This window comes from Vibrio sp. RE88 (assembly GCF_013113835.1).
Classification (GTDB): domain Bacteria; phylum Pseudomonadota; class Gammaproteobacteria; order Enterobacterales; family Vibrionaceae; genus Vibrio.
The window spans coordinates 598883-620710 of record NZ_VTYQ01000001.1 but is presented as its reverse complement, the minus strand read 5'-3'; the positions used below and the strand labels follow the sequence as shown (position 1 = coordinate 620710).

Below are 21828 nucleotides of genomic sequence, written 5' to 3'. Positions count from 1 at the left end.
CACATAGGTAGGCCCGCAGGCCTACCTGATCTCTCACAACCGTCTAACAAGACTAAGCCAAAGAAAGTGTCGCCTCCGAACAGCCTCCTTTCTGGTGTGATTGTCTTAGTTTTTCCTTGAGATAAACAATGAGTTCATCAACAGCTACCTGAATAATTGTCCCGTCCTCACGACATTTTATCGCCAGGCTGTTGTTAGCTCGCTCTTTGTCTCCCACTACCAGTACATAGGGTATCCTGAGCTTATGGAATCGCTTGAGTTTGCGCCCTACTGAGCTCGAGCTGAGATCAACCGACACAGGGATATCCTGCGCGATGCAAACTGCTTCAAGCTGGCGAGTGAAGTTATGATCAGATTCACTCACCGACGCAATGGCAACTGGCATAGGATGCAGCCAATCAGGAAGGTGTCCTTGAGACGATTCCAGCAACACACCAATCCAACGTTCAATAGAGCCGTACATTGCTTGGTGCATAATAACAGGGGCTTCAAATTCTCCTTGCTCATTAGTGTACTGAACGTCAAACCGCTCGGCTAAATTGAAGTCGAATTGAATTGTGCCGCATTGCCAGCTGCGTCCCATAGAATCCATCAGTGACAGCTCGATCTTAGGCCCATAGAAAGCCCCTTCTCCCGGCTGAAATTCTGCTTGTAACCCTTCATGCTCACAAGCGGAGGCTAACAGCACTTGGGCTCTCGACCAATGCTCATCTGACCCTAGTGCTTTTTCTGGCTTAGTCGACACTTTTACTCCCAGCTCTCGGTAGCCATAATCACCATACACTTGCTTTGCGCGTTGCAGAAATCGACAAATTTCCTCTTCAGCTTGCGACCATCGACAGAAGACGTGTGCATCATCCTGAGTAAACTGACGAGCTCGTAAACAGCCATTCAGTGAACCCGATGCTTCATTTCGATGCACCAGTCCGAACTCAAACAGCTTCAGCGGCAAGTCTCTGTGACTGTGAACCCCTCGTTTGTACATCAGAATATGGGCAGGGCATGACATTGGCTTCAGCACATACCCACTTTTCTCATCCGAACTACCACCAAAAAACATATTGTCAGCGAACATGTCAATGTGGCCTGAAGTCTGCCACAACTCTTGCTTCATAAAGATAGGTGTATTGACCTCCTGAAAGCCATTTTGACGATATACACGTCTCATATGATCTTGAATAGTCTGAAATAATCGCCAGCCATTCGGGTGCCAAAAAATCATCCCCGGCGCCTGAGGCTCAGAGTGAAATAAATCTAGTTGTTCTGCAATTTCGCGATGAGTTTTCATATCATTTTCCTTGTGTGTGTTCTGAGCGAAAAGCAAAACCAAGGTATAAAAAAACCTCTGGCGACGAATTCGCTCAGAGGTTTTTTTAAAGACGTGAAAAACTACCCCCCGAGCAATCTCGTGGTGGTAGTGGTTTGATTAGCGTTTGAACAAATCAATTTCATATTTAAGTAGTAACAATTTTCAAAACTCACTGCAAGCACATATTTCAACCACGTTGTTGAAATTTCAATCTTCCAACGACTGAGTTGTATTGATCATTTTGAGTGCCTGATGATGGAACACTTCGACCAAAACCAGAGTCGAGTCATGCTCTTGCCATGTAAACTTGGAGATTCGACCTTGGTTCTGCATGAAGCCACTCTGCTCAGATTTGTCGATTGTAAAAGGTGAACACTCAATAAACTGATAAGGGCTACGCGAGACTGAATGATAGGAGAAAAGCAATTGCTCTCCCAGTGATTGACCTTCTAAGCCGCAATACGCAGCGACTGTCTTTTCATGATTAGAAAACAAAGTTGATTTAGCCCAAACCAAAGGCAAAACGCCATCACAAAGTATCACTTCCCGTGTGTAAATCGGGCTTTGACGGACCACACGTAACGGTTGAATCTGGAAATCTTCACTCGCAGAACGCAAAACCTGTGTCAGTGAGCCCAAGCCTTTCATTGCTTGAGGCACTACTGTTGAGTCAATCACGCGGAAATTCATGCCACTTCCTCCACAACCGTGTCTCTGAGGTCAGGGACGAACTTGAAGCACAATAGGCTTACCACACCAATTAAACTGGCCAGCAATAGGAAAAAACGCTCTGTACCAAACATGTTTTGCAAATCGAGCACGAAGGCGCTCAACGCCTGGCCCAGAAAATAGAACATCACAAAACCGCTCAGCACGGATATTCTCAGCGCTGGTGTGCTCGTATGAATAACCAGGTGAGTGAGCACTGGCAACAATAATCCAAACCCAATACCTGTGCTGACTAATACTATGTACGCGCGCCAATCATATTGTGTTTGCGACAGTGCTAGAAATGCAGTGGTGAAACACATAAAGCACAGTGCCATGACAAGTTTCTCACCATAGTTGATGACGCCATGTCTAAAAAAATACGCTACGAAGGCTGATAACAAACTCATCGCCCCCATCGCCAACCCCGTTTCAGAGCTGTTGAAACCTTGAGACGTTTTCAATAGATAAGGTAAGCCAAGCAATACTAGGTAGTATGACAACATACCCACACACCCGAGTAGATAAAACGGCAAGACCGACCTAAAGCCCAACCAGCCTAGTTTAGGCCGAAATTGTGTACGCACTTTTTCACTTGGGGGAATGCCTTTTAACGACAGTGCAAGTGTCAGCAAAGCAATCAGGTAAATAGTAAAAGGCAGTCGCCAATGCAAGGAAGCTAACCAACCGCTAGCAACGACAAACGCAATCCCTCCGAGGTTGACCGCAATGGCCTGTTGAGAGATGAAATGCACTCTTTCGTGACCTGAAAAGTAGTCGCTAATCAGCTGGTTAATCACCGTCATACAGATGACGATACTTGCCCCAAAAAGGACTCTTCCGACAAGCAGCGCTGCTAATGAATCCAGCCACAGGCCGCTGCTACCCGCTACTCCATAAAACCCAAGCCCTAACAATAAGCTTTTCTTCTCGCCCAAGTGGTTAATCATACGACTCACAAATGGCGCAAAACCAATGACCGCGACGGCGGGAAGCGTCATTAACAGTGAAACGCAGAACGGGTCATCAAACACATGGTTTAGTTCAGTCAAAGATGGCGCAATAGCGGCATTGGCCATAACGAGTAAACTGCTACCAAGTAGTAAACAGGCTCGGGTTAAGTTAGGAACTGATGAGGTTTTCATTATTGGCCTTAGGTAGAACTGACACAGGCCAAAGGTTAGGAGTTTTCACTCAAGCTAAATAGAGCAAAATAAGCAACACAGCGTTGCTTTGGATATAGGTTTCAATGTGTTATTAAAGAATCAAACTGAGAGAAAAGACAGATAGCATGGACTGGAACCTAAACGATCTTCCGATATTTATTGCCGTCACAGAAACTGGCAGCGTCTCAAAAGCAGCGAAAAGGCTTGGCATTCAAAAATCCAGTGTCAGCCGCGCCGTAGCCAGATTGGAAGAGTCGTTGAGTATTAAACTGCTTGAGAGAAACAGCCGGCATCTTAACCTAACCTCAGACGGCGAACAGCTATACAATCAACTTAAGCCGCTGATGCAAAACCTCTCCGCAATCAAAGAACAAGTCCCATCGCAAACTCTGTGTGGCACGCTCCGCATCGCCACTACGTTCGCCTTTTCTCGGGAAATATTGTCACCTAACCTTAAGGCCTTCACCGAACGTTACCCCGATATACAGCTATCTATTCGCAGCATGTCGCACCGTGCTCACTTACTGGAAGACAAACTTGATCTCGCGATTCAGCTCGGTGATTTAGCCCCTTCTGGTTTTTATGCCAAAAGGCTCACTGTTGTGAAGTTACTCTGGTTCTGCACACCTGAATACTTGCTGGCGAATCCCGAGCTCCAATCGGCTACGTTGGAGACTTTGCAACAGCACGTCAGTTTTTATCACGATCAGGAGAATAACCAGTCGATGCTGTACTCAACAATGACTGATGGCAGTAAACAAACCATAGAATTTAAACATGCCAACCAACTGGATGATGTTCTTCTGGTACGAGATATGGTCGCATCTGGTAGTGGCGTTTCCCTGCTGCCTGACATTTACTGTCGTCAATTATGTCGTGACGGCAAGCTAGTGCAAATCGCCAATGATCTTAACGTTTTACCGCATGTGAATATTTCAGCCGTTTACGCTAGCAAAACCACCCACTCCCCTCGTTTAAAAGCCATGCTCAACTTTATGGAGGAAATCACCGCACAGTACGTTGGCGGATAAACTATAAGTTCATGCGCAATCTGTATTAGCCACAAACATCTAAATGTTGCTTTATACTAATTAGGATTTGGCGAATCTGGCTAGGGTTAAAAAAATGAGAATAACAGACAAATCGCTTGTTGAGCAGCAAAAAATATCGGAGTCAGAGCTTAAGCATAGGCTTCATCTATTTCGATTAACACCCAGTGATCTGGATGAAGTTCGCACGATTAAGAGTATCATCAGCCGCCAATTAGATGTCATCGTCGATGAGTTTTATCAACATCAGACCCGCACACCTGACGTTGAAAACTTAATTGGTGATGCTGGTACCTTGAAACGACTGATGTCAGCCCTGAGGCAATACATCATTGACCTGTTTACCAAAGAGATAGATCTGGATTACGTCGAACATAGATTAAGGATTGGTTTGGTTCATAAACGAATCGGAGTCGACCCTAAACTTTACATATCTGCAGTTAACTATCTAAAAAGTCGGCTAATCTCCACTATTAACAACAATATTCAGGATCCTGATTACGCCAGATTTCTATCTGATATCATCGACAGACTTATAGACTTTGACGTCTCTTATGTGTTCGATACTTACATTAAGAGCATGATGAATGAAATTGAAATTGAGAGAAACAAGTCATACCAATACGTTAATGATCTAGAGTCTATGGTTCAGGAACGAACCAAGAAGTTGGAAAAAATGACCCGTTTGGATCCTTTAACTAGTTTGTACAATAAACGAGCATTTGACGAATTTACCAATAAGCTATTCACCGAAGCGCAAAAAAATAACCTTCCAATATCCATCGTCTACATCGATGTCGATAAATTTAAATCCTTCAACGATCAACATGGACACGAAGAAGGCGATGCCGTTCTAGTGATAGTGTCGGACTGCATAAGGAGCGTTTCAAGAAGCGTAGACCTGTGCTTTAGAGTTGGCGGTGATGAATTTGTCGTCGTGATGCCTAGCTGCGCTAAAAGTGACGCCAACAAAAATTACATTCCACGACTTCTAGAAAACCTTGCTTCAATTCGAACCGATCTTTCACTGAGTATTGGCGTTGCGCAATCTGGCCCGAAAAATTACCTCTCTTGCCAGGATACACTGGCTAGAGCGGACAAAGATATGTACATCAACAAAGCGAAAAACGTACAAAGTACTAGCGACAAACGGCTTAAGTGTGTCTCTGGTAAAGAACAAAACAGTGCCTAAGTTGAAGGAATCTCAAAAACGCCACGTATGTAACTAATTTCATTATATAAATCATGCCATAATAGTGCTTCACACCACCATTTTATGGACTGAAATGACTGCAACTCAATACCTCAAAGATCTTAACCAGCGTTACCTAGACGTTCATCGTACCAAAGAAGATTTGTTCTGGGACACCTACATGGGGATCAGCAACGAACATGATCGTTTTGCCACTGCGCAAACCGCATGGACTCACTTCCTGAGTAATGCCGATCAGATTTCTGACATCGAACAACAGCTCAGCACGCTCAATGAAATAGCCGACTTAGAAGAGCGTAAACAAACTCAGATAGGGCTTGAAGGCTGGCTAGCCACTTTCCGCTCACACGCTATCGAAGGAGATAAAGCTCAGGCACTCAAGACAGAACTGATAGCATTTGAAACGGAACTATTTGAGAAAAAACAAAATCATGCACTGGTTTACGTCAACGAAGAAGGAGAACAAGTTGACGCCTCTTTACCAGCACTACGCTCAACCATAATGGCAAACGAGAATGAAGCCGTGCGCCAGTCAGCACATCAAACATTGTTAGATCTTGAGCAATGGCTACTTGGCAATGGCTTTATCGATTTAGTCAAACTGCGTAACCAGTTTGCTCGCTCGTTGGGGTACGACAATTTCTTCGATTACTCAGTACTGAAAAACGAAAAAATGACCACCACTGAGTTGTTTGCCATTCTGGATGATTTCGAGCAGCGGACCAGGCAAGTTAATCTCACCAGCTTAGATAAACTCGCCAGTGAGAAAGGCCAAAATGCGCTCACAGGTTACAACTTCAATTACTCTTTTTCTGGCGATTCGATGCGTGAGTTGGATCCATACGTTCCGTTTTCCAAATCACTTAGGCGCTGGGTAGAATCTTTCGGTCGGCTGAACATTGATTACTCTGGTGCAGAACTCACTCTGGACTTGCTGGATCGTCAAGGTAAATACCAAAACGGTTTTTGCCACGGCCCGATACCTTCGTTTTATGACGACGGGCGATGGATAGCAGCCAAGGTCAATTTCACCAGTAACGCAAAACCCGATCAGATTGGCAGCGGTTATGATGGCATCAACACCCTTTTCCATGAAGGGGGGCATGCCGCCCACTTTGCCAACGTCAAGATGAACTCACCTTGTTTTTCTCAGGAGTTTGCACCGACGTCCATGGCTTATGCCGAAACTCAATCCATGTTCTGTGACAGCCTCCTGAATGATGCTGACTGGCTGAAACAATACGCTTTGGATGCGAATGGAAATCCAGTTCCAGACGAGCTCATTCAATCGATGATCAATAGCAGCCAGCCGTTTAAAGCGTATCAGGAACGCAGCATATTGGTGGTGCCTTACTTTGAGCGAGCCTTGTATCAGCTAAGCGACGAGGAACTGACGGCAGAACACATTACAGCTTTGGCTCGTCAGTGTGAAAAGCAGATTCTGGGACTAGAATGCAGCCCTCGCCCATTGATGGCGATTCCTCATTTGCTTTCTGATGAAGCATCTTGTGCTTACCATGGTTACTTGCTTGCCAACATGGCCGTCTATCAGACACGTGCTTACTTCCTCAACAGGTTTGGGTACCTGACTGACAACCCTGAAATTGGCCCTTTGCTGGCAGAGCATTATTGGCGTGCAGGCAATCACTTATCTCACAATGACACTATCAAGAGTCTGACGGGTGAAGGCTTCAATGCCAAATACCTTGCCGAGGCATGTAGCCTCACCGCCGATCAAGCGTGGGAAATTCAGAAACAAAAGATTACTGATTTAAACTCCCGTGAACGAACCGATGCCGCACCGTTGAATGCAAAGATCAATATTGTTGATGGTGCTGATCGCTTAGCTGACAACGCTACCTCCGATGAGCTGATGTGTAAGCAGTTTGAAGACTACATAGCAAAAACGTACGGCTGTTAATCTTCTCTATGAGCCAGATTCAGGTCTGGCTCATCTCCCAATCAATGGAGTTGATGTTAAAAGCACATCGTGCATTCCAGCTCATCCCTTCACGATAATCATCATCTAACTTTCTGTTTTACTCGCTTATCCTCAGCTCAAAATTCATACTTTTTGCTGACCGTATTAAAATTTTCTTCTCAATTCGACCTCATTGCAGATGTGATTTTCACATCAATAGCGCTGTCATTTAGACATCAACCTCATATCCAGAAATACAAAAAATTACCAAATATCAACAAGTTAAATAGTGGCACGCTCTCTGCAATTATAGCGCTAAACAAATCCAAGCGGCGTGACCGCATAAAGACTATTACTGGAGAAGCGCAATGTTCTGTATTCAATGTGAACAGACTATTCAAACCCCAACTGTTAAAGGTTGTTCTTTCGCCCAAGGCATGTGTGGCAAAACATCTGAAGTTTCGGATCTACAAGATGTACTGGTCTATACCCTTGAAGGTGTTTCGTACTGGGCAGAACAAGCTCGTCGCTTTGACATTATTGATGACGAAGTTAACCAATGGGCGCCAAAAGCCTTCTTCTCGACCTTAACCAATGTGAATTTCGACCCTGAACGTATTCTTGAACTCGCTGCACAGGCTGCGCAGTTTAAATCCCGACTTAAAGAGCAGACACTCGCTGCGGCAAAACTGGCTGACGTTGAACTTGAGCCCGCACCTAAAGTCGCTAATTTCGAGTTACCAGCGAGTGCTGAAGCGATCCTCGAATTTGCTCCTCAGGTTGCGGTCAACCGTGGCTATCAGGAGATCAGTGAAGATGTGATTGGTCTACGTCTGCTGTGCCTTTACGGCCTGAAAGGTGCTGCCGCTTACATGGAACACGCACGCGTCTTGGAGCAAACCAATAACGATATTTACGCTGAGTATCATGAAATCATGGCGTGGTTAGGCACTGATCCAGAAGATCTTAACGCTTTGCTTGAATGTTCAATGCGTATTGGTCTGATGAACTACAAAGTTATGGAAATGCTAGACCTTGGTGAAACCACTACTTTCGGCCACCCAGAGCCAACTCAGGTCAACGTTAAACCAGTTAAAGGCAAATGTATTTTGGTTTCGGGGCATGACCTGCATGACCTAGAGAAAATTCTCCAGCAAACCGAAGGAACCGGAATCAACGTTTACACCAACGGTGAAATGCTCCCTGCGCACGGATACCCTGAACTGAAAAAATACCCGCACCTGGTCGGCAACTACGGCAGCGCATGGCAAAACCAGCAGAAAGAATTTGCTAACTTCCCTGGCGCGATTGTCATGACGTCTAACTGTCTGTTGAACCCGAACATGGGCCAGTACTCAGATCGTTTATTCACGCGTAGCATCGTTGGCTGGCCGGGTGTTGCACACATTGAAGGTGATGATTTTAGTCAGGTGATTGAGTGTGCACTGGCGCAAGACGGTTTCCAACACGATGAAATTGAACACATGATCACCGTAGGCTTTGGTCGCAATGCGTTGATGAGTGCAGCCCCAGCAGTGGTTGAGCAGGTCAAAGAAGGTAACATTAAGCACTTCTTCTTAGTTGGTGGTTGTGACGGTGACAAAGCAGAACGTAGCTACTACACCGATTTCACCGCCAGCGCGCCTGAAGATACTCTTATCCTGACACTGGCCTGTGGTAAGTTCCGCTTCAACAAAAACCAGTTTGGCGACATCAACGGTATCCCACGCTTACTGGACGTTGGTCAGTGTAATGACGCCTATTCAGCCATTCAGCTTGCCCTAGCATTGTCGAAAGAGTTTGACTGCGACATCAACGAACTGCCGCTAACACTCGTGCTGTCTTGGTTTGAGCAGAAAGCCATCGTAATTTTGCTCACTCTGTTCGCACTAGGTGTAAAAGGCATTTACACAGGCCCAACCGCACCTGCATTCCTGACCGATAACCTCATCCAAATCATTCAGGATAAATTCGACATGCGCAGTATCGGCAATGTTGAAGACGATCTGAAAACTATCCTAGCAGCTTAATCCCTGCCTTTTGATAGCCCAGTCGGTTTGTTTGGCTGGGCTCTTTTACTTGTGAGGAATTATGATTCGCGAATGGCAAAACAACCAACCCGCCCGACTTCGTTGTGTTGATAAATGGCAGGAAACTTCAGATACCGTCAGCTTGACTCTGACCTCTGATACTCCCCTACCAAATGGATTTGATTTCAAACCGGGTCAGTTTATTTCGTTAGGTTTTGAGTTCGACGGCAAGGTGGAATACCGCGCGTATTCTATTTCTTCGTTACCGGGGGAGTCGCATCTTAAATTGACCGTCAAACGAGTCGAGAATGGCTTGGTATCCAACTACATCATCGACCACTTCAATTCCGGAGACAGCGTCTTGGCACTGGCGCCGACTGGACCATTCAACAGTATCGATTGTCCACCGAAGCATAAAGTGGCTTTGCTCAGTGCAGGTTGTGGCATCACACCTGTCATGTCGATGGCAAAACATTGGCTGAAAACCAAAGCAGACGTCGAGATAACCTTTATTAACATGGCGAAAAGCGCTGCTCAGACTATCTACTTTGATGAGATGGAGTCCATGGATGCGCAATACCCAAATTTCCACCTAAAGTTACTGCTTAAAGACAATACAGGCACACGCCACCCGCAAGGAAGGCTCGACAGAGAGTGGTTAGCCAAACTCTGCCCAGACCTTAACCAACGCACAGTTTATCTCTGCGGACCAACTCTGTTTATGCAGGATATGGAGAGCAACGCATTGGCACTGGGCGTTGAGGCGGCGCAATTCCATCAGGAAAGTTTTACCCCTATCGAAGCTCATAATGAAAGCTCGTCAGATGATGTTGTTCAGTTCGAAGTGCCAGCGTTTGGCGTATCAAAAGAAATCAGCCAAGGCGCTACCTTAGCTGACGTGCTGGAAGAAAACGGGGTGCCAATTATTATCGCCTGTCGCAGCGGCATGTGTGGCTCCTGCAAATGTAAAGTGACTAAGGGCGAAGTCAGCCGCACCAGCACAGAAACGCTGACTGAAGAAGATCTCGCCAATGGTTATACCTTAGCGTGTTCGAGCCAAATTCAGTCCGACGTCGAAGTTGAGTTGTGTTAATCAGCGCGATTTAACCAGATCAATAAAGCGAGACACCAGTGGATTGCTATTGTCTCGCTGCCAAATCAACCCAACCTGCCAACTGGCATACTCACCATCCAAGGGGATGTAACGTACGCTAGGGCTATGAATTTGCTGAGCACTTTTCGGCATAATGGTGAATCCAAGCCGCGCAGACACTAACGCCAACAAAGTTAAAATATCGTCTGCTTCTTGCTCCGCGACTAAATTTTGGTGCTGACTCATCAGATAACAGTCAATCTGAAGATTGAGCCCAGGGCCACGATTGGAGGCCAATTTGAGGTAATGCATGTTTCGCAACGAATACCAGAGATTGCCTTCATCCAAGTGCTCACTCTCGTGGACAGCCACCACCAACTGATCAGAATAGAGCGCTACTGCATCGTATCTGTTTTCATCAGGTATTCGATTGAAGCTCAAATCCAATTCACCGCTATTCAATTTCTCCAACTGAGTTTGAGAAGGAATGTCATTGAGTGCCATGCTGACATCGGGATAACGTTGTTTAAATTGTGCCACCCAGTGCGGTGCCTGATGATACGTCGAAATACCAAAGCCAATGTTGAGGTGCCCAGCTACGCCCTGAGAAACGCGCTCAGACAATCGGTGAAACTGCTCGAACCGTTCGACCAGTTGTTTAGCTTCAGGCAACAGGGTCTGCCCCGCGGCACTCAGTACTGCACCATGCCTGCCTCGTTCAAACAGACGAGCAGCCGTCTTCTCTTCCAAGCGCTGAATCTTTTTCGTTAGCGCTGACTGGGTGATGAACAGACGCTCCGATGCCAAGCGGTAGTTCTTGCTCTCTGCCAATACACAGAAAGCTTTCAGGTGCTCCAAATCCATTCCAGTTACTCATTGAATGTCGAATATCTTTCATTATATGGAATTGATAAAGATATCTAAACTCGATGTCAGTTACTTAACTGGAGAGATCACAATGAAGAAGCTGAAAGTGGCATCGGTTCAATTTAACCATCACGCCGGAGACAAAGCGTACAATTTGTCGACAATCAAAAAGTTTGTTTATGAGGCTCAAACTCAGGGCGTAGAACTTATTACCTTTCCAGAAATGTGCATCAGCGGCTACTGGCACCTCAACACACAGGAACCTCATGAGATTGAAGCGCAGGCAGAAGCTGTACCTAACGGTCCATCCAGTCAGGCTTTGCTGGCGCTATCACGAGAAACGGGAATCACCATTGGCGCTGGCTTGATTGAAATTGATGCCGACGGCAATTTGTACAACACCTTTGTTCTCGCCATGTCAGATGGTCAAATCACTAAACATCGTAAATTGCATACTTTTGTTAGCCAATACATGAGCAGTGGCAACGAATACACCGTAGTCGACACGCCTCACGGCTGGCGAGTGGGTATTTTGATTTGCTGGGATAACAATCTGGTTGAGAATGTTCGCATCACGGCTCTTAAAGGCGCTGACTTGTTGTTAGCCCCCCACCAGACAGGCGGCTGCCATTCGAGAAGCCCGAACGCTATGGGGCTCATTGATCCTCAACTATGGCACAACAGAGATTCCAACCCGCAGGCGATCAAATCGGAGATGCAAGGCAGAAAAGGCCGAGAGTGGTTGATGCGCTGGCTACCTGCCCGTGCTCACGATAATGGCCTTTTCCTAATATTCAGCAATGGCGTTGGCGTCGATGTTGATGAAGTGCGTACTGGCAATGCGATGATTCTTAACCCTTATGGCGAGATCATCACTGAAACGGACAGTGTCGAAGACGATATGGTGATAGCGGAACTCGACCCAACAGAGCTGGAAATGTGTACTGGTCGACGCTGGATTCGTGGACGACGACCGGACTTATACACCGATCTGACCCAACCTCTTGGGCATGAGCTGGATCCGTACCATGCCCGCTTTGATGATAAATAGCCCATATACAAGTTAGCCCGCTAAGTCAGACTTAGCGGGCTAATTCATCAAGCAATGTCAATCAACGTATCAGAAGATCCAATGTGCGACCAATACAATGATTGGCAGCGTAACTAGCGTTCTTAGCAGGAAGATGGCTACCAACTCCAAAAAGTTCACAGGGACTTTACTGCTTAGAATTACAGAACCAGTCTCTGACATGAAAATCAGCTGAGTTACAGACAACGCTGCCACAACAAACTTGGTCAGATCAGCATTAATCGTCGATGCTGCGATGATCGAAGGTACGTACATATCAGCAAAACCAACAAGCATAGTTTCTGCCGCCGCAGCCGCTTCCGGAACATTCAACGCGTCTAGCAGTGGAATGAACGGTGCACCCAGTAATGAGAATAATGGCGTCGTTTCAGCGACAACCAGACCTAAAGTACCGATTGCCATAACCACAGGCAGCACGCTGATTACCATGTCCAGTGCGTTGTGCACACCTTCTTTAGCAACCGCCCCAAGGCTTTTCACTTTGCTTGCTCTGTGCAGTGCCAACTTCAAGCCAAAGCCCATAACCGACTGACCCGCAGGCACCAATTCATCATTACGATTAGGCTTAGTACCATCAATGTACAGGTCTTTCTTATACGATAACGGTGGCAGGTACTGAATCACCATCGCGGCAATCACACCAGACAAACAGATAGAGAAGTAGAACGGGACAAAGAAATTCTCTAAGCCAACCTGAGTTAATACCACCAGAGAGAAAGAAATCCCAACCGGAGAAAACATAGTCGCGACAACCGCTGCTTCACGCGCAGTGTATTTTTTGTCTTCATATTGTTTACTGGTCAGAATCACCCCAACGGTGCCATCACCTAGCCAAGAAGACATACAGTCAATCGCAGCACGACCTGGCAAACGGAAAACTGGGCGCATAAAACGGCTCAGAACAGTACCCAGCAACTCAAGCAAACCAAAGTTGAGTAACAGTGGTAGCAGCAAACCAGCCAGGAAGAAAGTCACCAGTAAAGAAGGCAGAAGGTCATTAAGAACCAGCCCACCCGTGTTACCGTTCCAAATAACTTCAGGCCCGATCTGATGCAATGCCATAAGAGTGAACACCGCACCTAAAACTCGAACGACTAGCCAAACTGGCGTCAGAACAAACAGCCTTGTCATCAATGCAGATTGAGTCACAAAAGTTGGCTTGATGAGACTGGCAAGAATAGAAGCGACCGCAGAGAAGCAAATCACAGCGGTGACGGTTGGTAAAATAGCATCCCCAAGGATAGCTTTGACGCCTTTCGCCATCAGCGCTAGCGGAAAGGTGAAGTTGCCATCTATGGTTAACGGTGCAAGGAAAAAGAAAAGACCCAACAAAGACGGAATTGCGAACATCAATATGTTGCGACTGTTTTTGTGGTTCTCTTCGGCTAAAAGTGTATCACTCATCTGACTGCTCCCTAGATGATTATATTTTCACAATTAGTGAATAAGTTCTCTTTGCCGCAATTATAACGACAAAGATTTCACACTCAAGCAAATAATGAAAAATAATTCACTAAAAACGCATAATAATATAAATCAATACGTTATAGAGCTAAGCAAACTGGTGGCATTTTGTACGCACGTACTTTAACAATAACCACAGACTCTTTAACCACTTCCTTTTATATCGTGCATAAATATGACTATTTATGCACCACCCATAAGCAAAGTGATTCGAGTAGGCCCGATGAATAGAGTTAGCGGATAATAGGTATCTGAAATGAAAACGTTGCCCCTCCTGTTAAGGTCAACTCAATATCACGAACCATTTCAATCAAAAAAGCACTGCCATCAATTTCCAACTTCTGCTCGTGTACAATCTCAAACAGCGCTTCTAAAGCCGCACTGTAAGCAACATCAGAAATCAGATACACCTCAGCGCACAGGTAGTACCCTTCAGGAATCACAAAATCGTAGAGAGCTTCGTCGACTTGCCAATCACCAATAAATGTCTCAATTTGGTCCCATACTTTTTCAAGTTGGTCAATCGGCGTTGCGCCGAGTAGATTGACAGTTTTTTTGCCATAGATTTCGATCACTGAATCCCAGTCAGGATCTTCCAGAGCGATCTTTTTCATACCTCGCTGAGGGTACCAAATCAACTCAGTCGGCATAGACTTGGCCAGCTCTGTCTCAATCGACTGCTGAGCACCGGGATGAGCAAGCTTAGCGATAAAATCAGCAGTCTCTCGCGGTGTGGACTCATAACCCATTTTGCGAATTTGTTTCGCCGTCACTCCAAGCTCCCTCTTTAAAGCCTTGCCTAAGGCTTGTGAAGAAGAGAAACCACAGTAGTGAGCAATCTCCATCACACTCCAAGGTTCATCATTGAGCAGCAGATTCACCGCGACTTGCAGCCGTAATCGGCTAAGATACTGCCCCGGCGTCTCATGAAACAATTCGCTAAACTGACGATGGAAATGATAAGGCGATATTGCGCTCTCAGTAGCTATTTGCTCCCACGATCTGTGTTCTGCCAGTTCGTCATGCATCAACTTCAATGCGTGAGCAAATCGCTTTCTAAGATGCTCTGGTAGTGGCTCTAATAACGCAATTTCGGGCACCAGTTTAAATGCAGGTTTCTCTTGTTGTGACATAGATACGGGCCTCACTGGGGCGACAGGATCACTATCGCCCGTCAACCGGATAAAATCAATCACGCTCAGCATTAGGCTCCCTCTAATGCCAATTCATCTTCGACAGGCTTTGGCGCTTTACGACTGGTCATCCCCAGCAGTATTGGGATCAGGAGCAGGGTTACCGCCGTGGCAAAAAGCTCACCAAACACCAATGAAACCGCTGCAGGTTTTAAGTACTGCGCTTGCTCTGCGGTCTCACTGAGTAGCGGCAGCAAACCACATACCGTCGTAATAGTCGTAAGGAAGATCGCCCTCAATCGACTGGTACCAGCCGTCACTAAAGCCTGTTTAAGCGGCACACCGCTGCGATACTCAGCGTTAAAGCGCGTGATCAGTACCAATGAGTCATTGATCACTATGCCCGTCATTGCCATCATGCCAAACATAGACAGCAAACTGATTGGCAGATCCATCAAGTAGTGACCGAAGATAGCACCAGCAAAACCAAATGGAATCACTGCCATGATGATGAACGGCTGCCAGTAAGACTTCAGCGGAACCGCCAACAAGATGTAAATCAGCAGAATGGTCAAAATCATCGCTGAGCGGAAGCCGTCAGAGACTTCACCAATCTCTTCAAATTCGCCGCCTGCTTTGATCCGAACTCCTGGATACTGCTGATGCAGCGTTTTGATCTCAGAGCTAAGCTGAGCCATTGTCTGCTCAGGCGCCTGAACGTCTCGGTTTTGCTTCCAATAGAGGTTTACTACTTGCTCACGATTACGTCGGTAGAGTATCTGAGGCTCCTGTTCATGACGAAATTCAGCAATATCACCGAGTAAGACACTCTTTCCTTCAGACAGCAACACCATCGTCTGCTCAAGCTGAGCGAGGGTTTTACGCTCTGAACGAGGATACTGCAACAACACCTTGGTTTCTTGGCCTTGTTCCAACAAGCGGTGAATTTCTCGCTCACCAAATGCCTCACCCGCCAATCGCGCCAACTTGTCCTGCGTCAGTCCGAGCTGTTGACCGTATTCATTCAACACTAGCCGCACCTGAGGCTGGCCGCTTTTACCATCATCATAAATATCCGCCACTCCAGGCAAAGCAGCCAGTTTGTCCTCCAATTGACTACTGACGCGCTTAGCAAGTTCACGGTCACTGGATGATATCGAGATGAATGTTCCACCAGCAGGCGCTTCAGCCGCACTAAACTGAACTGAATACGCTCCTTCAATGCTCCCAGTATGAGTACGCCAACTATCGGTCAGTAAATTACCCGGCAAGAGGCTCAGGGCTTCACTGGTTAGCTCGGCGGTCACTTCCACCTCTCCATAACCATCCGACCACGCAAGCAGGTTTACCACGGGTGGCAGGCTCAACGGGTAGTCTTGCATCAGCTCGTCTTCGACGTTGATCATCGCCTGTTCGATTTGATCTAAGGCTTTCTTTTGTAACGGCAAAGGGGCACCGTCTTCTAGCTCAACTTTCGCGGTAACGTATCGACCGGGAATTTCAGGGAAAATGGCACTTCGAATCGTCCCAGTCGACCACATGCCATACGCCAGTGCGATCGCGGCGACAAAGCCCAGCAGTGATGCCAGTTTGTAATCCAACACCTTTTCCAAGGTAGGCTTGTACACTCTGAAATTGAACCACTCCAAACCACCTTGAGCCACAGATTGAATGCGAGAGAAAATGCCATTAGATTTTTTACTCACGGACAACTGTGCTAGGTGCGATGGCAGAATGAACTTACTTTCAATCAGAGAGAAGATCAGCGCAAATATCACCACAGCGGAGAACCCTGCCAGAATCTTGGCAAAATCGTTGTTAATCCAAAGCATTGGCGAAAATGCCGCAATAGTAGTCAAAACACCAAATACCGTTGCAACAGAAACCGAGTGTACGCCGTGCCACGCCGCTTTGCGCCCACTCGCATGTTTACCTCGTTGCTCGTGAATGGCCTCGCCTACGACAACGGCATCATCGACTAGAATCCCCAATACCAGAATAAAGCCAAACAACGTGATGTCATTGATGCTGTAGTTAGCCAGTTGCATCGCTCCTAAGGTACCTGCGATAGCGACTGGTATACCCACGGCCACCCAAAATGCCAGTTTCAGCTCAAGAAAAATGCCCAGTAGCACCACAACAATCAAAAGGCCTTGCCACGCATTATCACCGAGCCTGAACAGTTGCTCTTCAATATAGGGCGCCATATCTGCCATGGTATTCAGCTCAATGTCTGAAGGCAGGATTTTGCGTTGCTCCGCCAAGGTATCCTTAATTGCATCACTAACTTTGAGCAGGTTGTCGGTCTGGCTGGTGCTGATCAGCAGAGCGATAGCATTGATGCTATTATTACGCACAATGGAGCCACTGCGCTCATAGCCACGACTCAACCTAGCGATGTCACCTAAATAGACGGTACCGGATGGACGAGAGACGATCGCCAAACGACGTAGTTTCTGCACATCATCCGCATAGCCATCACCACGGATAACCATGCGCCCTTTATCACTGATCAACTCACCCGTGCGAGACTCTAACGACATCTGTCCGATGGTGCTGGCTAAATCTTCCAGACTCAAACCCAGTTTCTTGAGCTGCGCTGGATCTGGCTCAATGATAAGTTGTGGTTCGCGACTTCCCCAGTTGGATACTTTAGAAATCTTGGGATTACTTTTTAGCGCTTGCTCGACCTGTCTTGCGATGAGTTGAAGCTGCTCATCGCTGCGTGGCCCCGAAACGACAACAAAGGCGGCCAAGTTAGTAAATTCATTTCTAACCACCTGAGGCTTTTCAGCTTGAGCAGGAAAACCATTGATCGCATTCACTCGGTTACGTACATCATCCAGCAGCTTGTTGAGGTCGGCGCTGCTGGTTTTGCGTACAACAACGCTCGACATTCCTGCGCTAGACTGGCTAGTCACCTGTTTAATACCAGAGATAGCACTGATGGACTCTTCAATTCGCTGCGTAACACTCTCATCAATCTGTTTAGCTGTACCTCCCGGGTAGGCAACATTGATCACAACCGATGACGGCGCAATCTGCGGAAAGGACTCCACACGGAGTTGACCAAACGCCATAACACCACTGGCGATGATCGCGAGCATCAACAGATTCGCCCCTACTGGGTTGTTGATAAACCACTTAGTCAGCCAGCTCATTGATTACCCTCCTGCTTCGCGACCAATATCTGCGCAGCTTGAGGAGCGACTTGCTTCCCCGATAGCATCGACAGCAGTGGGTACACCACCACCTGACGTGCCTTAGCGCTGTCCTGATCAAAGCGGGCATAAACCTGATTACGCGCTTGTCCTATTTGCGTAATCCACTCTTTCTGCAATCGGTTCTGCTCATCAAGTGTCCAGACGTATCCATCTCGTGTGATCGCACTGAGTGGCAAGGTCACAATTTCAGGCCGTAAGCCAAGACTAACGATGACTTTCACCTGTTGATTGGGCAGTAAACGAGTCATTCCTTGATAAGGTTCGCGAACAGACAAAACCACTTGTCGCTGACGTGTGGTTGGATCAGCCTGCGGCGAGACATATCGAACCTGTGCCTGCCACTCGCTGCCATCTCGATTCACAATTGTAATCTCCGGTTGACTCAACGCGGATTGCACCTGCTGCCAGTGAAGTTCCGAAACAGGCAGCTCGATATCCAGTGAGTCACTAGCGGCGAGTTCAAAAGTCACCTGCCCGGCTTCCAACCATTCACCAGGGCTGATGTTACGACGCATGATCACAGCATCAAACGGCGCTGCAATACTCGCTTCCTCAAGCAACTTTGCTGCACTGGTGTAAGCCTGTTTTGCCTGCGCCAACTCTGCCTTGGCTGCCAACACCTGTGGCTCACGGCGAGCAAACGGTGAGCTTTTGGTCGGTGATAACATTTTTAACGCGACCGTTTGTTCGTGCTGTGCCTGTTTTAGGTTTAATTCTGCCTGCCTAACGCTGCTATTCGCCTGAGCCAAGTTAGACTCTAAAGCGCTGGTGTTGAGCTTCGCCAACAAGGTACCTTTTTTCACCAATACACCCGGTTCGATATCGGGGTTCAACCACGCTAATTGAGCGCTGCTTGAAGCCTTAAGCTGGATCGGCCAACGCGCGGTGGTGGTTGCCAGCAAAGTCAAATTGGAATCGTGATCTTCCGGCGTCACTTGCAGTACCGAAACGGGGGTTTTGCTCAGTGCTTTTTGCTCAATCACAACTGGCTGAGGCTCTAAAACATCCACAACCACCAATGCCGCGAAAATTGCCCCGCAGCCAGCTAATATTGCAAGAGTCTTTTTAAATTTCATAAGGCTTCTCCTCTACAGCCAATTGAGCGGGGGTTTGATTTAGTCGTTGGCTGATCTCCATCAGACGCGACAAGGTTTGCAGTGTGATAGGCAGCATCACTGCTGTTTCCACGAATTCCAGTGAGTAAGTTACGATGGAAAAAACCTGACCCACAGTAGGATCAGTAAGAATGCTGACCATCCAAAGGTTGGTTAGGACAGCGGCAAATAAGACAATAAAGATCAGCCCATACACCAGCGCTTCGGTATCGGACAGTTTGATTTCACAGCGTTTCAAGCGTTCGAAGTGCGTTCTAATCGCCGAAAAAGGCTGACCGCTGAGCACACGAACCTGTTGCTCTAACTGATCGTTTAACGCGCCGTTAAGTCGCGTAAAGGTTTGATGGAACAGAGCATAAATCAGCATCATACTCAGCCCTGCGATCAATACGCATAATGCAAGTTTGATATGAAAAGTGGCAAGAATGACAACGGTAGCGACCAACTGCACAACGGCAGTAATCAGCGATGGTAAATCTTCTTCTAGAAAATCTACCAGCTCGCGGGACATGGACAGTCGGGCATCTTTGACTGATACCGATTGACCGCGCAAATTACGCTCAACCAAATTGGACAACCGCACTCGGATTCCGCCATAAACGCGAGTATCGTAAAAGCGGCGTGCAACGCTGATCACCACCAGTACAAATAAGATCGCGGCAAACATAAACAACGGCTGCAGATTTTGCTTAAGTACGCCATCAATAGCAAAGCCGATAAACAGCGGCAGCAAAATCATAAATACGTTCTCAGCCAGAACCATCAGCCAAGTAAACATGACTTTAATGGGACTCAGCCGGATAACGGACCGAAGTGTGATGGGTTGATTGAACAGCATTATTGACCCCACAAATGAATGTGGCGCCAGTATTACCAATTCTTAACCAGAAAAAGTGTCCCAGATTGCTGTTTTAGTCAGTAACCTTTTTAGCGTTATGTATCTGACATCACTAATATTCATTATTTTAATGATATCAGTATCATTATATTAATCACCTGAGGCCGCATATTTGACTCCTTTACACGTAAAAAAGAAACTGTAAAATGCGGAGAGCAAGCATAGAATTAACTTCTTTTACATTATACTTTCGCGCATACGTTAACTTACTCAAAAAATATGGCGTACAATAAAGTTAAAACTATCGACAAAAATGCTGTTCAAGTCGCTTTTCTGAGCATGGCAACAAGCAAAGCTACATGATATATTTGAAATTTATAAAATAAGAAAAATTATTCACACTCCTAATAAGGTATATCATGAGCCTTGATTTTCATCTGGATCTTCTGTTGAGTAAAAATTTGACCATTAAAGAAAAGAAGCAAGCTCTGATTGACCTTGTTCTTTGTCATTTCAACAAAAAACAAAGAGAGGAACTTTTTCTGAGTGTTACTAACTTTCGTAAAAAACAGTTAGTCGCACTGTATCCTAAATATAGATTAGGGAGCCTTTCAACACTATTTGAATTAATTGACTATCATGATTTCATAAAACAGTATCCAAGTACACTTCCTGAGAATATACGTAATTTAGAATATCAGGCTTCATGCTATTACTCTCACTGGTTAGACTTTTGGTGCCAATGTGAAATTGAAGCAATAAAGAGAAACTCTCCTACTTTCAATAAAATAGATTCAGAAGACAAACTATCCTTCGAGGATGACGATTATGTTTGCATGCTAGTTGACAAGATTGAGGATTCAGGACTCATCGTAAAAATGCCAGGCCATGACAACATTATGTCATTAAAAGATGCTATTACTCTCAGTAATCTAGAGCAGTTTATACAAGATGAAAAATGGTATGAAATGCTCCCTCTACTTTCCCTTTCACAACAAGGAAAGCACTTTATTCTGTATAAAAATAGCCCTACTGAGCCGTACCCTACATTAGTCGCTTCTGCGCTCGTACAAGATTGGACACACCAAACTAGTTGGCTAAGTTATACCCCGCAGTTTACCAATAACAAATGGAAATTCTGCTTACCAGATCAAGCATACTATGAGTTTTCTCATCACCAGTTGTTTGATGCCCCTGTATTCCCTCGTTGTTACTCTCTTTCAGAGTTTGATCATCATTTTAAGCTGGCGCTCTCAAAACCAGAGCAAGTATGTGAAGTTTTACGGTTAGCAGTCAATGGAAGTACCCAGCAGAAGCTCTACTTCCTTTACTTAGCACAGAAAAAGCTAATGAGCTTAATGCACCAAAACGGATATAAGTTTGGGTTTACAGTAATAGAGCAAGTTTTTATGCTAAATTATTATCAATCAATTGGTGAAAATGCGTACTTCCATGCGGGTTATTGTGATATAAATGATGACCATAAAATCACTTACCGTGGTTTCTGGAATTTTGAGAAGATGGCAGAAGCACTAAACAACACCAAATTCCGAGAATATAAACGAGCCGTTTTTTCACAAAAACAACTGTGTTCCTTAAATGAATGAT

At 46.1% G+C, this 21828-nt stretch carries 16 protein-coding genes; 7 read left to right on the top strand and 9 right to left on the bottom strand.

Going from position 1 to position 21828, the window contains the following annotated elements; genetic code table 11:
• Positions 1-52: 52 nt before the first annotated feature.
• The 3 genes from thrS to F0265_RS02895 all read right to left on the bottom strand — a co-directional run bounded on the left by thrS (position 53) and on the right by F0265_RS02895 (position 3162).
• Complete coding sequence (gene thrS, locus F0265_RS02905) at positions 53-1324, bottom strand: threonine--tRNA ligase (protein WP_301338218.1); 1272 nt, start codon at positions 1322-1324, stop codon at positions 53-55.
• Positions 1325-1516: 192 nt separating this feature from the next.
• Entirely contained in the window at positions 1517-1999 is a 483-nt protein-coding gene (locus tag F0265_RS02900; RefSeq protein WP_171747680.1) for a hypothetical protein, read from the bottom strand.
• The gene (locus F0265_RS02895) at positions 1996-3162 is read right to left on the bottom strand and encodes an MFS transporter (protein WP_171747679.1); all 1167 of its coding nucleotides are present in this window, start codon (positions 3160-3162) and stop codon (positions 1996-1998) included. Before F0265_RS02895 ends, F0265_RS02900 begins: the two co-directional genes overlap by 4 nt.
• Positions 3163-3308: 146 nt before the next feature.
• Between F0265_RS02895 and F0265_RS02890 the strand changes: the two genes are divergently transcribed.
• From F0265_RS02890 to F0265_RS02870, 5 genes are all read left to right on the top strand, one after another.
• The gene (locus tag F0265_RS02890) at positions 3309-4214 is read left to right on the top strand and encodes a LysR family transcriptional regulator (protein WP_171747678.1); all 906 of its coding nucleotides are present in this window, start codon (positions 3309-3311) and stop codon (positions 4212-4214) included.
• A gap of 94 nt (positions 4215-4308) precedes the next feature.
• Positions 4309-5424, top strand: a complete 1116-nt coding sequence (locus tag F0265_RS02885; RefSeq protein WP_095571019.1) for a GGDEF domain-containing protein — start codon at positions 4309-4311, stop codon at positions 5422-5424.
• A gap of 94 nt (positions 5425-5518) precedes the next feature.
• Positions 5519-7366, top strand: a complete 1848-nt coding sequence (locus tag F0265_RS02880) for a M3 family metallopeptidase (RefSeq protein ID WP_171747677.1) — start codon at positions 5519-5521, stop codon at positions 7364-7366.
• Between the two features lie 368 nt (positions 7367-7734).
• The gene (gene hcp / locus F0265_RS02875; RefSeq protein ID WP_152472566.1) at positions 7735-9396 is read left to right on the top strand and encodes a hydroxylamine reductase; all 1662 of its coding nucleotides are present in this window, start codon (positions 7735-7737) and stop codon (positions 9394-9396) included.
• 61 nt (positions 9397-9457) lie between these two features.
• On the top strand, positions 9458-10489 hold the full coding sequence (locus F0265_RS02870; protein ID WP_171747676.1) for a hybrid-cluster NAD(P)-dependent oxidoreductase: 1032 nt from the start codon (positions 9458-9460) through the stop codon (positions 10487-10489).
• Here F0265_RS02870 and F0265_RS02865 read toward each other — a convergent pair whose 3' ends face one another.
• Positions 10490-11353 (bottom strand): LysR family transcriptional regulator, encoded by an 864-nt coding sequence (locus tag F0265_RS02865; protein WP_171747675.1) that lies wholly within the window; start codon positions 11351-11353, stop codon positions 10490-10492.
• A gap of 94 nt (positions 11354-11447) precedes the next feature.
• On the opposite strand from F0265_RS02865, the gene F0265_RS02860 reads away from it, so the two are divergent.
• Positions 11448-12407: a nitrilase family protein gene (locus F0265_RS02860; RefSeq protein WP_171747674.1), complete on the top strand. Its 960-nt coding sequence runs from the start codon at positions 11448-11450 to the stop codon at positions 12405-12407.
• Between the two features lie 69 nt (positions 12408-12476).
• Here F0265_RS02860 and F0265_RS02855 read toward each other — a convergent pair whose 3' ends face one another.
• The 5 genes from F0265_RS02855 to F0265_RS02835 all read right to left on the bottom strand — a co-directional run bounded on the left by F0265_RS02855 (position 12477) and on the right by F0265_RS02835 (position 20220).
• Positions 12477-13850 (bottom strand): YjiH family protein, encoded by a 1374-nt coding sequence (locus F0265_RS02855; protein ID WP_171747673.1) that lies wholly within the window; start codon positions 13848-13850, stop codon positions 12477-12479.
• A 293-nt stretch (positions 13851-14143) separates the two neighbouring features.
• On the bottom strand, positions 14144-15043 hold the full coding sequence (locus F0265_RS02850; protein WP_171747802.1) for an AraC family transcriptional regulator: 900 nt from the start codon (positions 15041-15043) through the stop codon (positions 14144-14146).
• A gap of 71 nt (positions 15044-15114) precedes the next feature.
• Positions 15115-18204 carry an efflux RND transporter permease subunit gene (locus tag F0265_RS02845; RefSeq protein WP_171747672.1) on the bottom strand — a complete coding sequence of 1030 codons (3090 nt, stop codon included), beginning with the start codon at positions 18202-18204 and terminating at the stop codon, positions 15115-15117.
• Complete coding sequence (locus F0265_RS02840; protein ID WP_171747671.1) at positions 18201-19343, bottom strand: efflux RND transporter periplasmic adaptor subunit; 1143 nt, start codon at positions 19341-19343, stop codon at positions 18201-18203. Before F0265_RS02840 ends, F0265_RS02845 begins: the two co-directional genes overlap by 4 nt.
• A complete protein-coding gene (locus F0265_RS02835) occupies positions 19333-20220 on the bottom strand; it encodes an ABC transporter six-transmembrane domain-containing protein (RefSeq protein ID WP_171747670.1) in 888 nt (295 codons plus the stop codon). Before F0265_RS02835 ends, F0265_RS02840 begins: the two co-directional genes overlap by 11 nt.
• 419 nt (positions 20221-20639) lie before the next feature.
• On the opposite strand from F0265_RS02835, the gene F0265_RS02830 reads away from it, so the two are divergent.
• A complete protein-coding gene (locus F0265_RS02830) occupies positions 20640-21827 on the top strand; it encodes an acyl-homoserine-lactone synthase (protein WP_171747669.1) in 1188 nt (395 codons plus the stop codon).
• Position 21828: the final 1 nt, after the last annotated feature.

Bases quoted from the DNA above. Each gene is read 5' to 3' on its own strand.
- F0265_RS02900 (WP_171747680.1), bottom strand. From the start codon at position 1,999: ATGAATTTCCGCGTGATTGACTCAACAGTAGTGCCTCAAGCAATGAAA.
- F0265_RS02895 (WP_171747679.1), bottom strand. From the start codon at position 3,162: ATGAAAACCTCATCAGTTCCTAACTTAACCCGAGCCTGTTTACTACTT.
- F0265_RS02890 (WP_171747678.1), top strand. From the start codon at position 3,309: ATGGACTGGAACCTAAACGATCTTCCGATATTTATTGCCGTCACAGAA.
- F0265_RS02885 (WP_095571019.1), top strand. From the start codon at position 4,309: ATGAGAATAACAGACAAATCGCTTGTTGAGCAGCAAAAAATATCGGAG.
- F0265_RS02880 (WP_171747677.1), top strand. From the start codon at position 5,519: ATGACTGCAACTCAATACCTCAAAGATCTTAACCAGCGTTACCTAGAC.
- hcp (WP_152472566.1), top strand. From the start codon at position 7,735: ATGTTCTGTATTCAATGTGAACAGACTATTCAAACCCCAACTGTTAAA.
- F0265_RS02870 (WP_171747676.1), top strand. From the start codon at position 9,458: ATGATTCGCGAATGGCAAAACAACCAACCCGCCCGACTTCGTTGTGTT.
- F0265_RS02865 (WP_171747675.1), bottom strand. From the start codon at position 11,353: ATGGATTTGGAGCACCTGAAAGCTTTCTGTGTATTGGCAGAGAGCAAG.
- F0265_RS02860 (WP_171747674.1), top strand. From the start codon at position 11,448: ATGAAGAAGCTGAAAGTGGCATCGGTTCAATTTAACCATCACGCCGGA.
- F0265_RS02855 (WP_171747673.1), bottom strand. From the start codon at position 13,850: ATGAGTGATACACTTTTAGCCGAAGAGAACCACAAAAACAGTCGCAAC.
- F0265_RS02850 (WP_171747802.1), bottom strand. From the start codon at position 15,043: ATGTCACAACAAGAGAAACCTGCATTTAAACTGGTGCCCGAAATTGCG.
- F0265_RS02845 (WP_171747672.1), bottom strand. From the start codon at position 18,204: ATGAGCTGGCTGACTAAGTGGTTTATCAACAACCCAGTAGGGGCGAAT.
- F0265_RS02840 (WP_171747671.1), bottom strand. From the start codon at position 19,343: ATGAAATTTAAAAAGACTCTTGCAATATTAGCTGGCTGCGGGGCAATT.
- F0265_RS02835 (WP_171747670.1), bottom strand. From the start codon at position 20,220: ATGCTGTTCAATCAACCCATCACACTTCGGTCCGTTATCCGGCTGAGT.
- F0265_RS02830 (WP_171747669.1), top strand. From the start codon at position 20,640: ATGAGCCTTGATTTTCATCTGGATCTTCTGTTGAGTAAAAATTTGACC.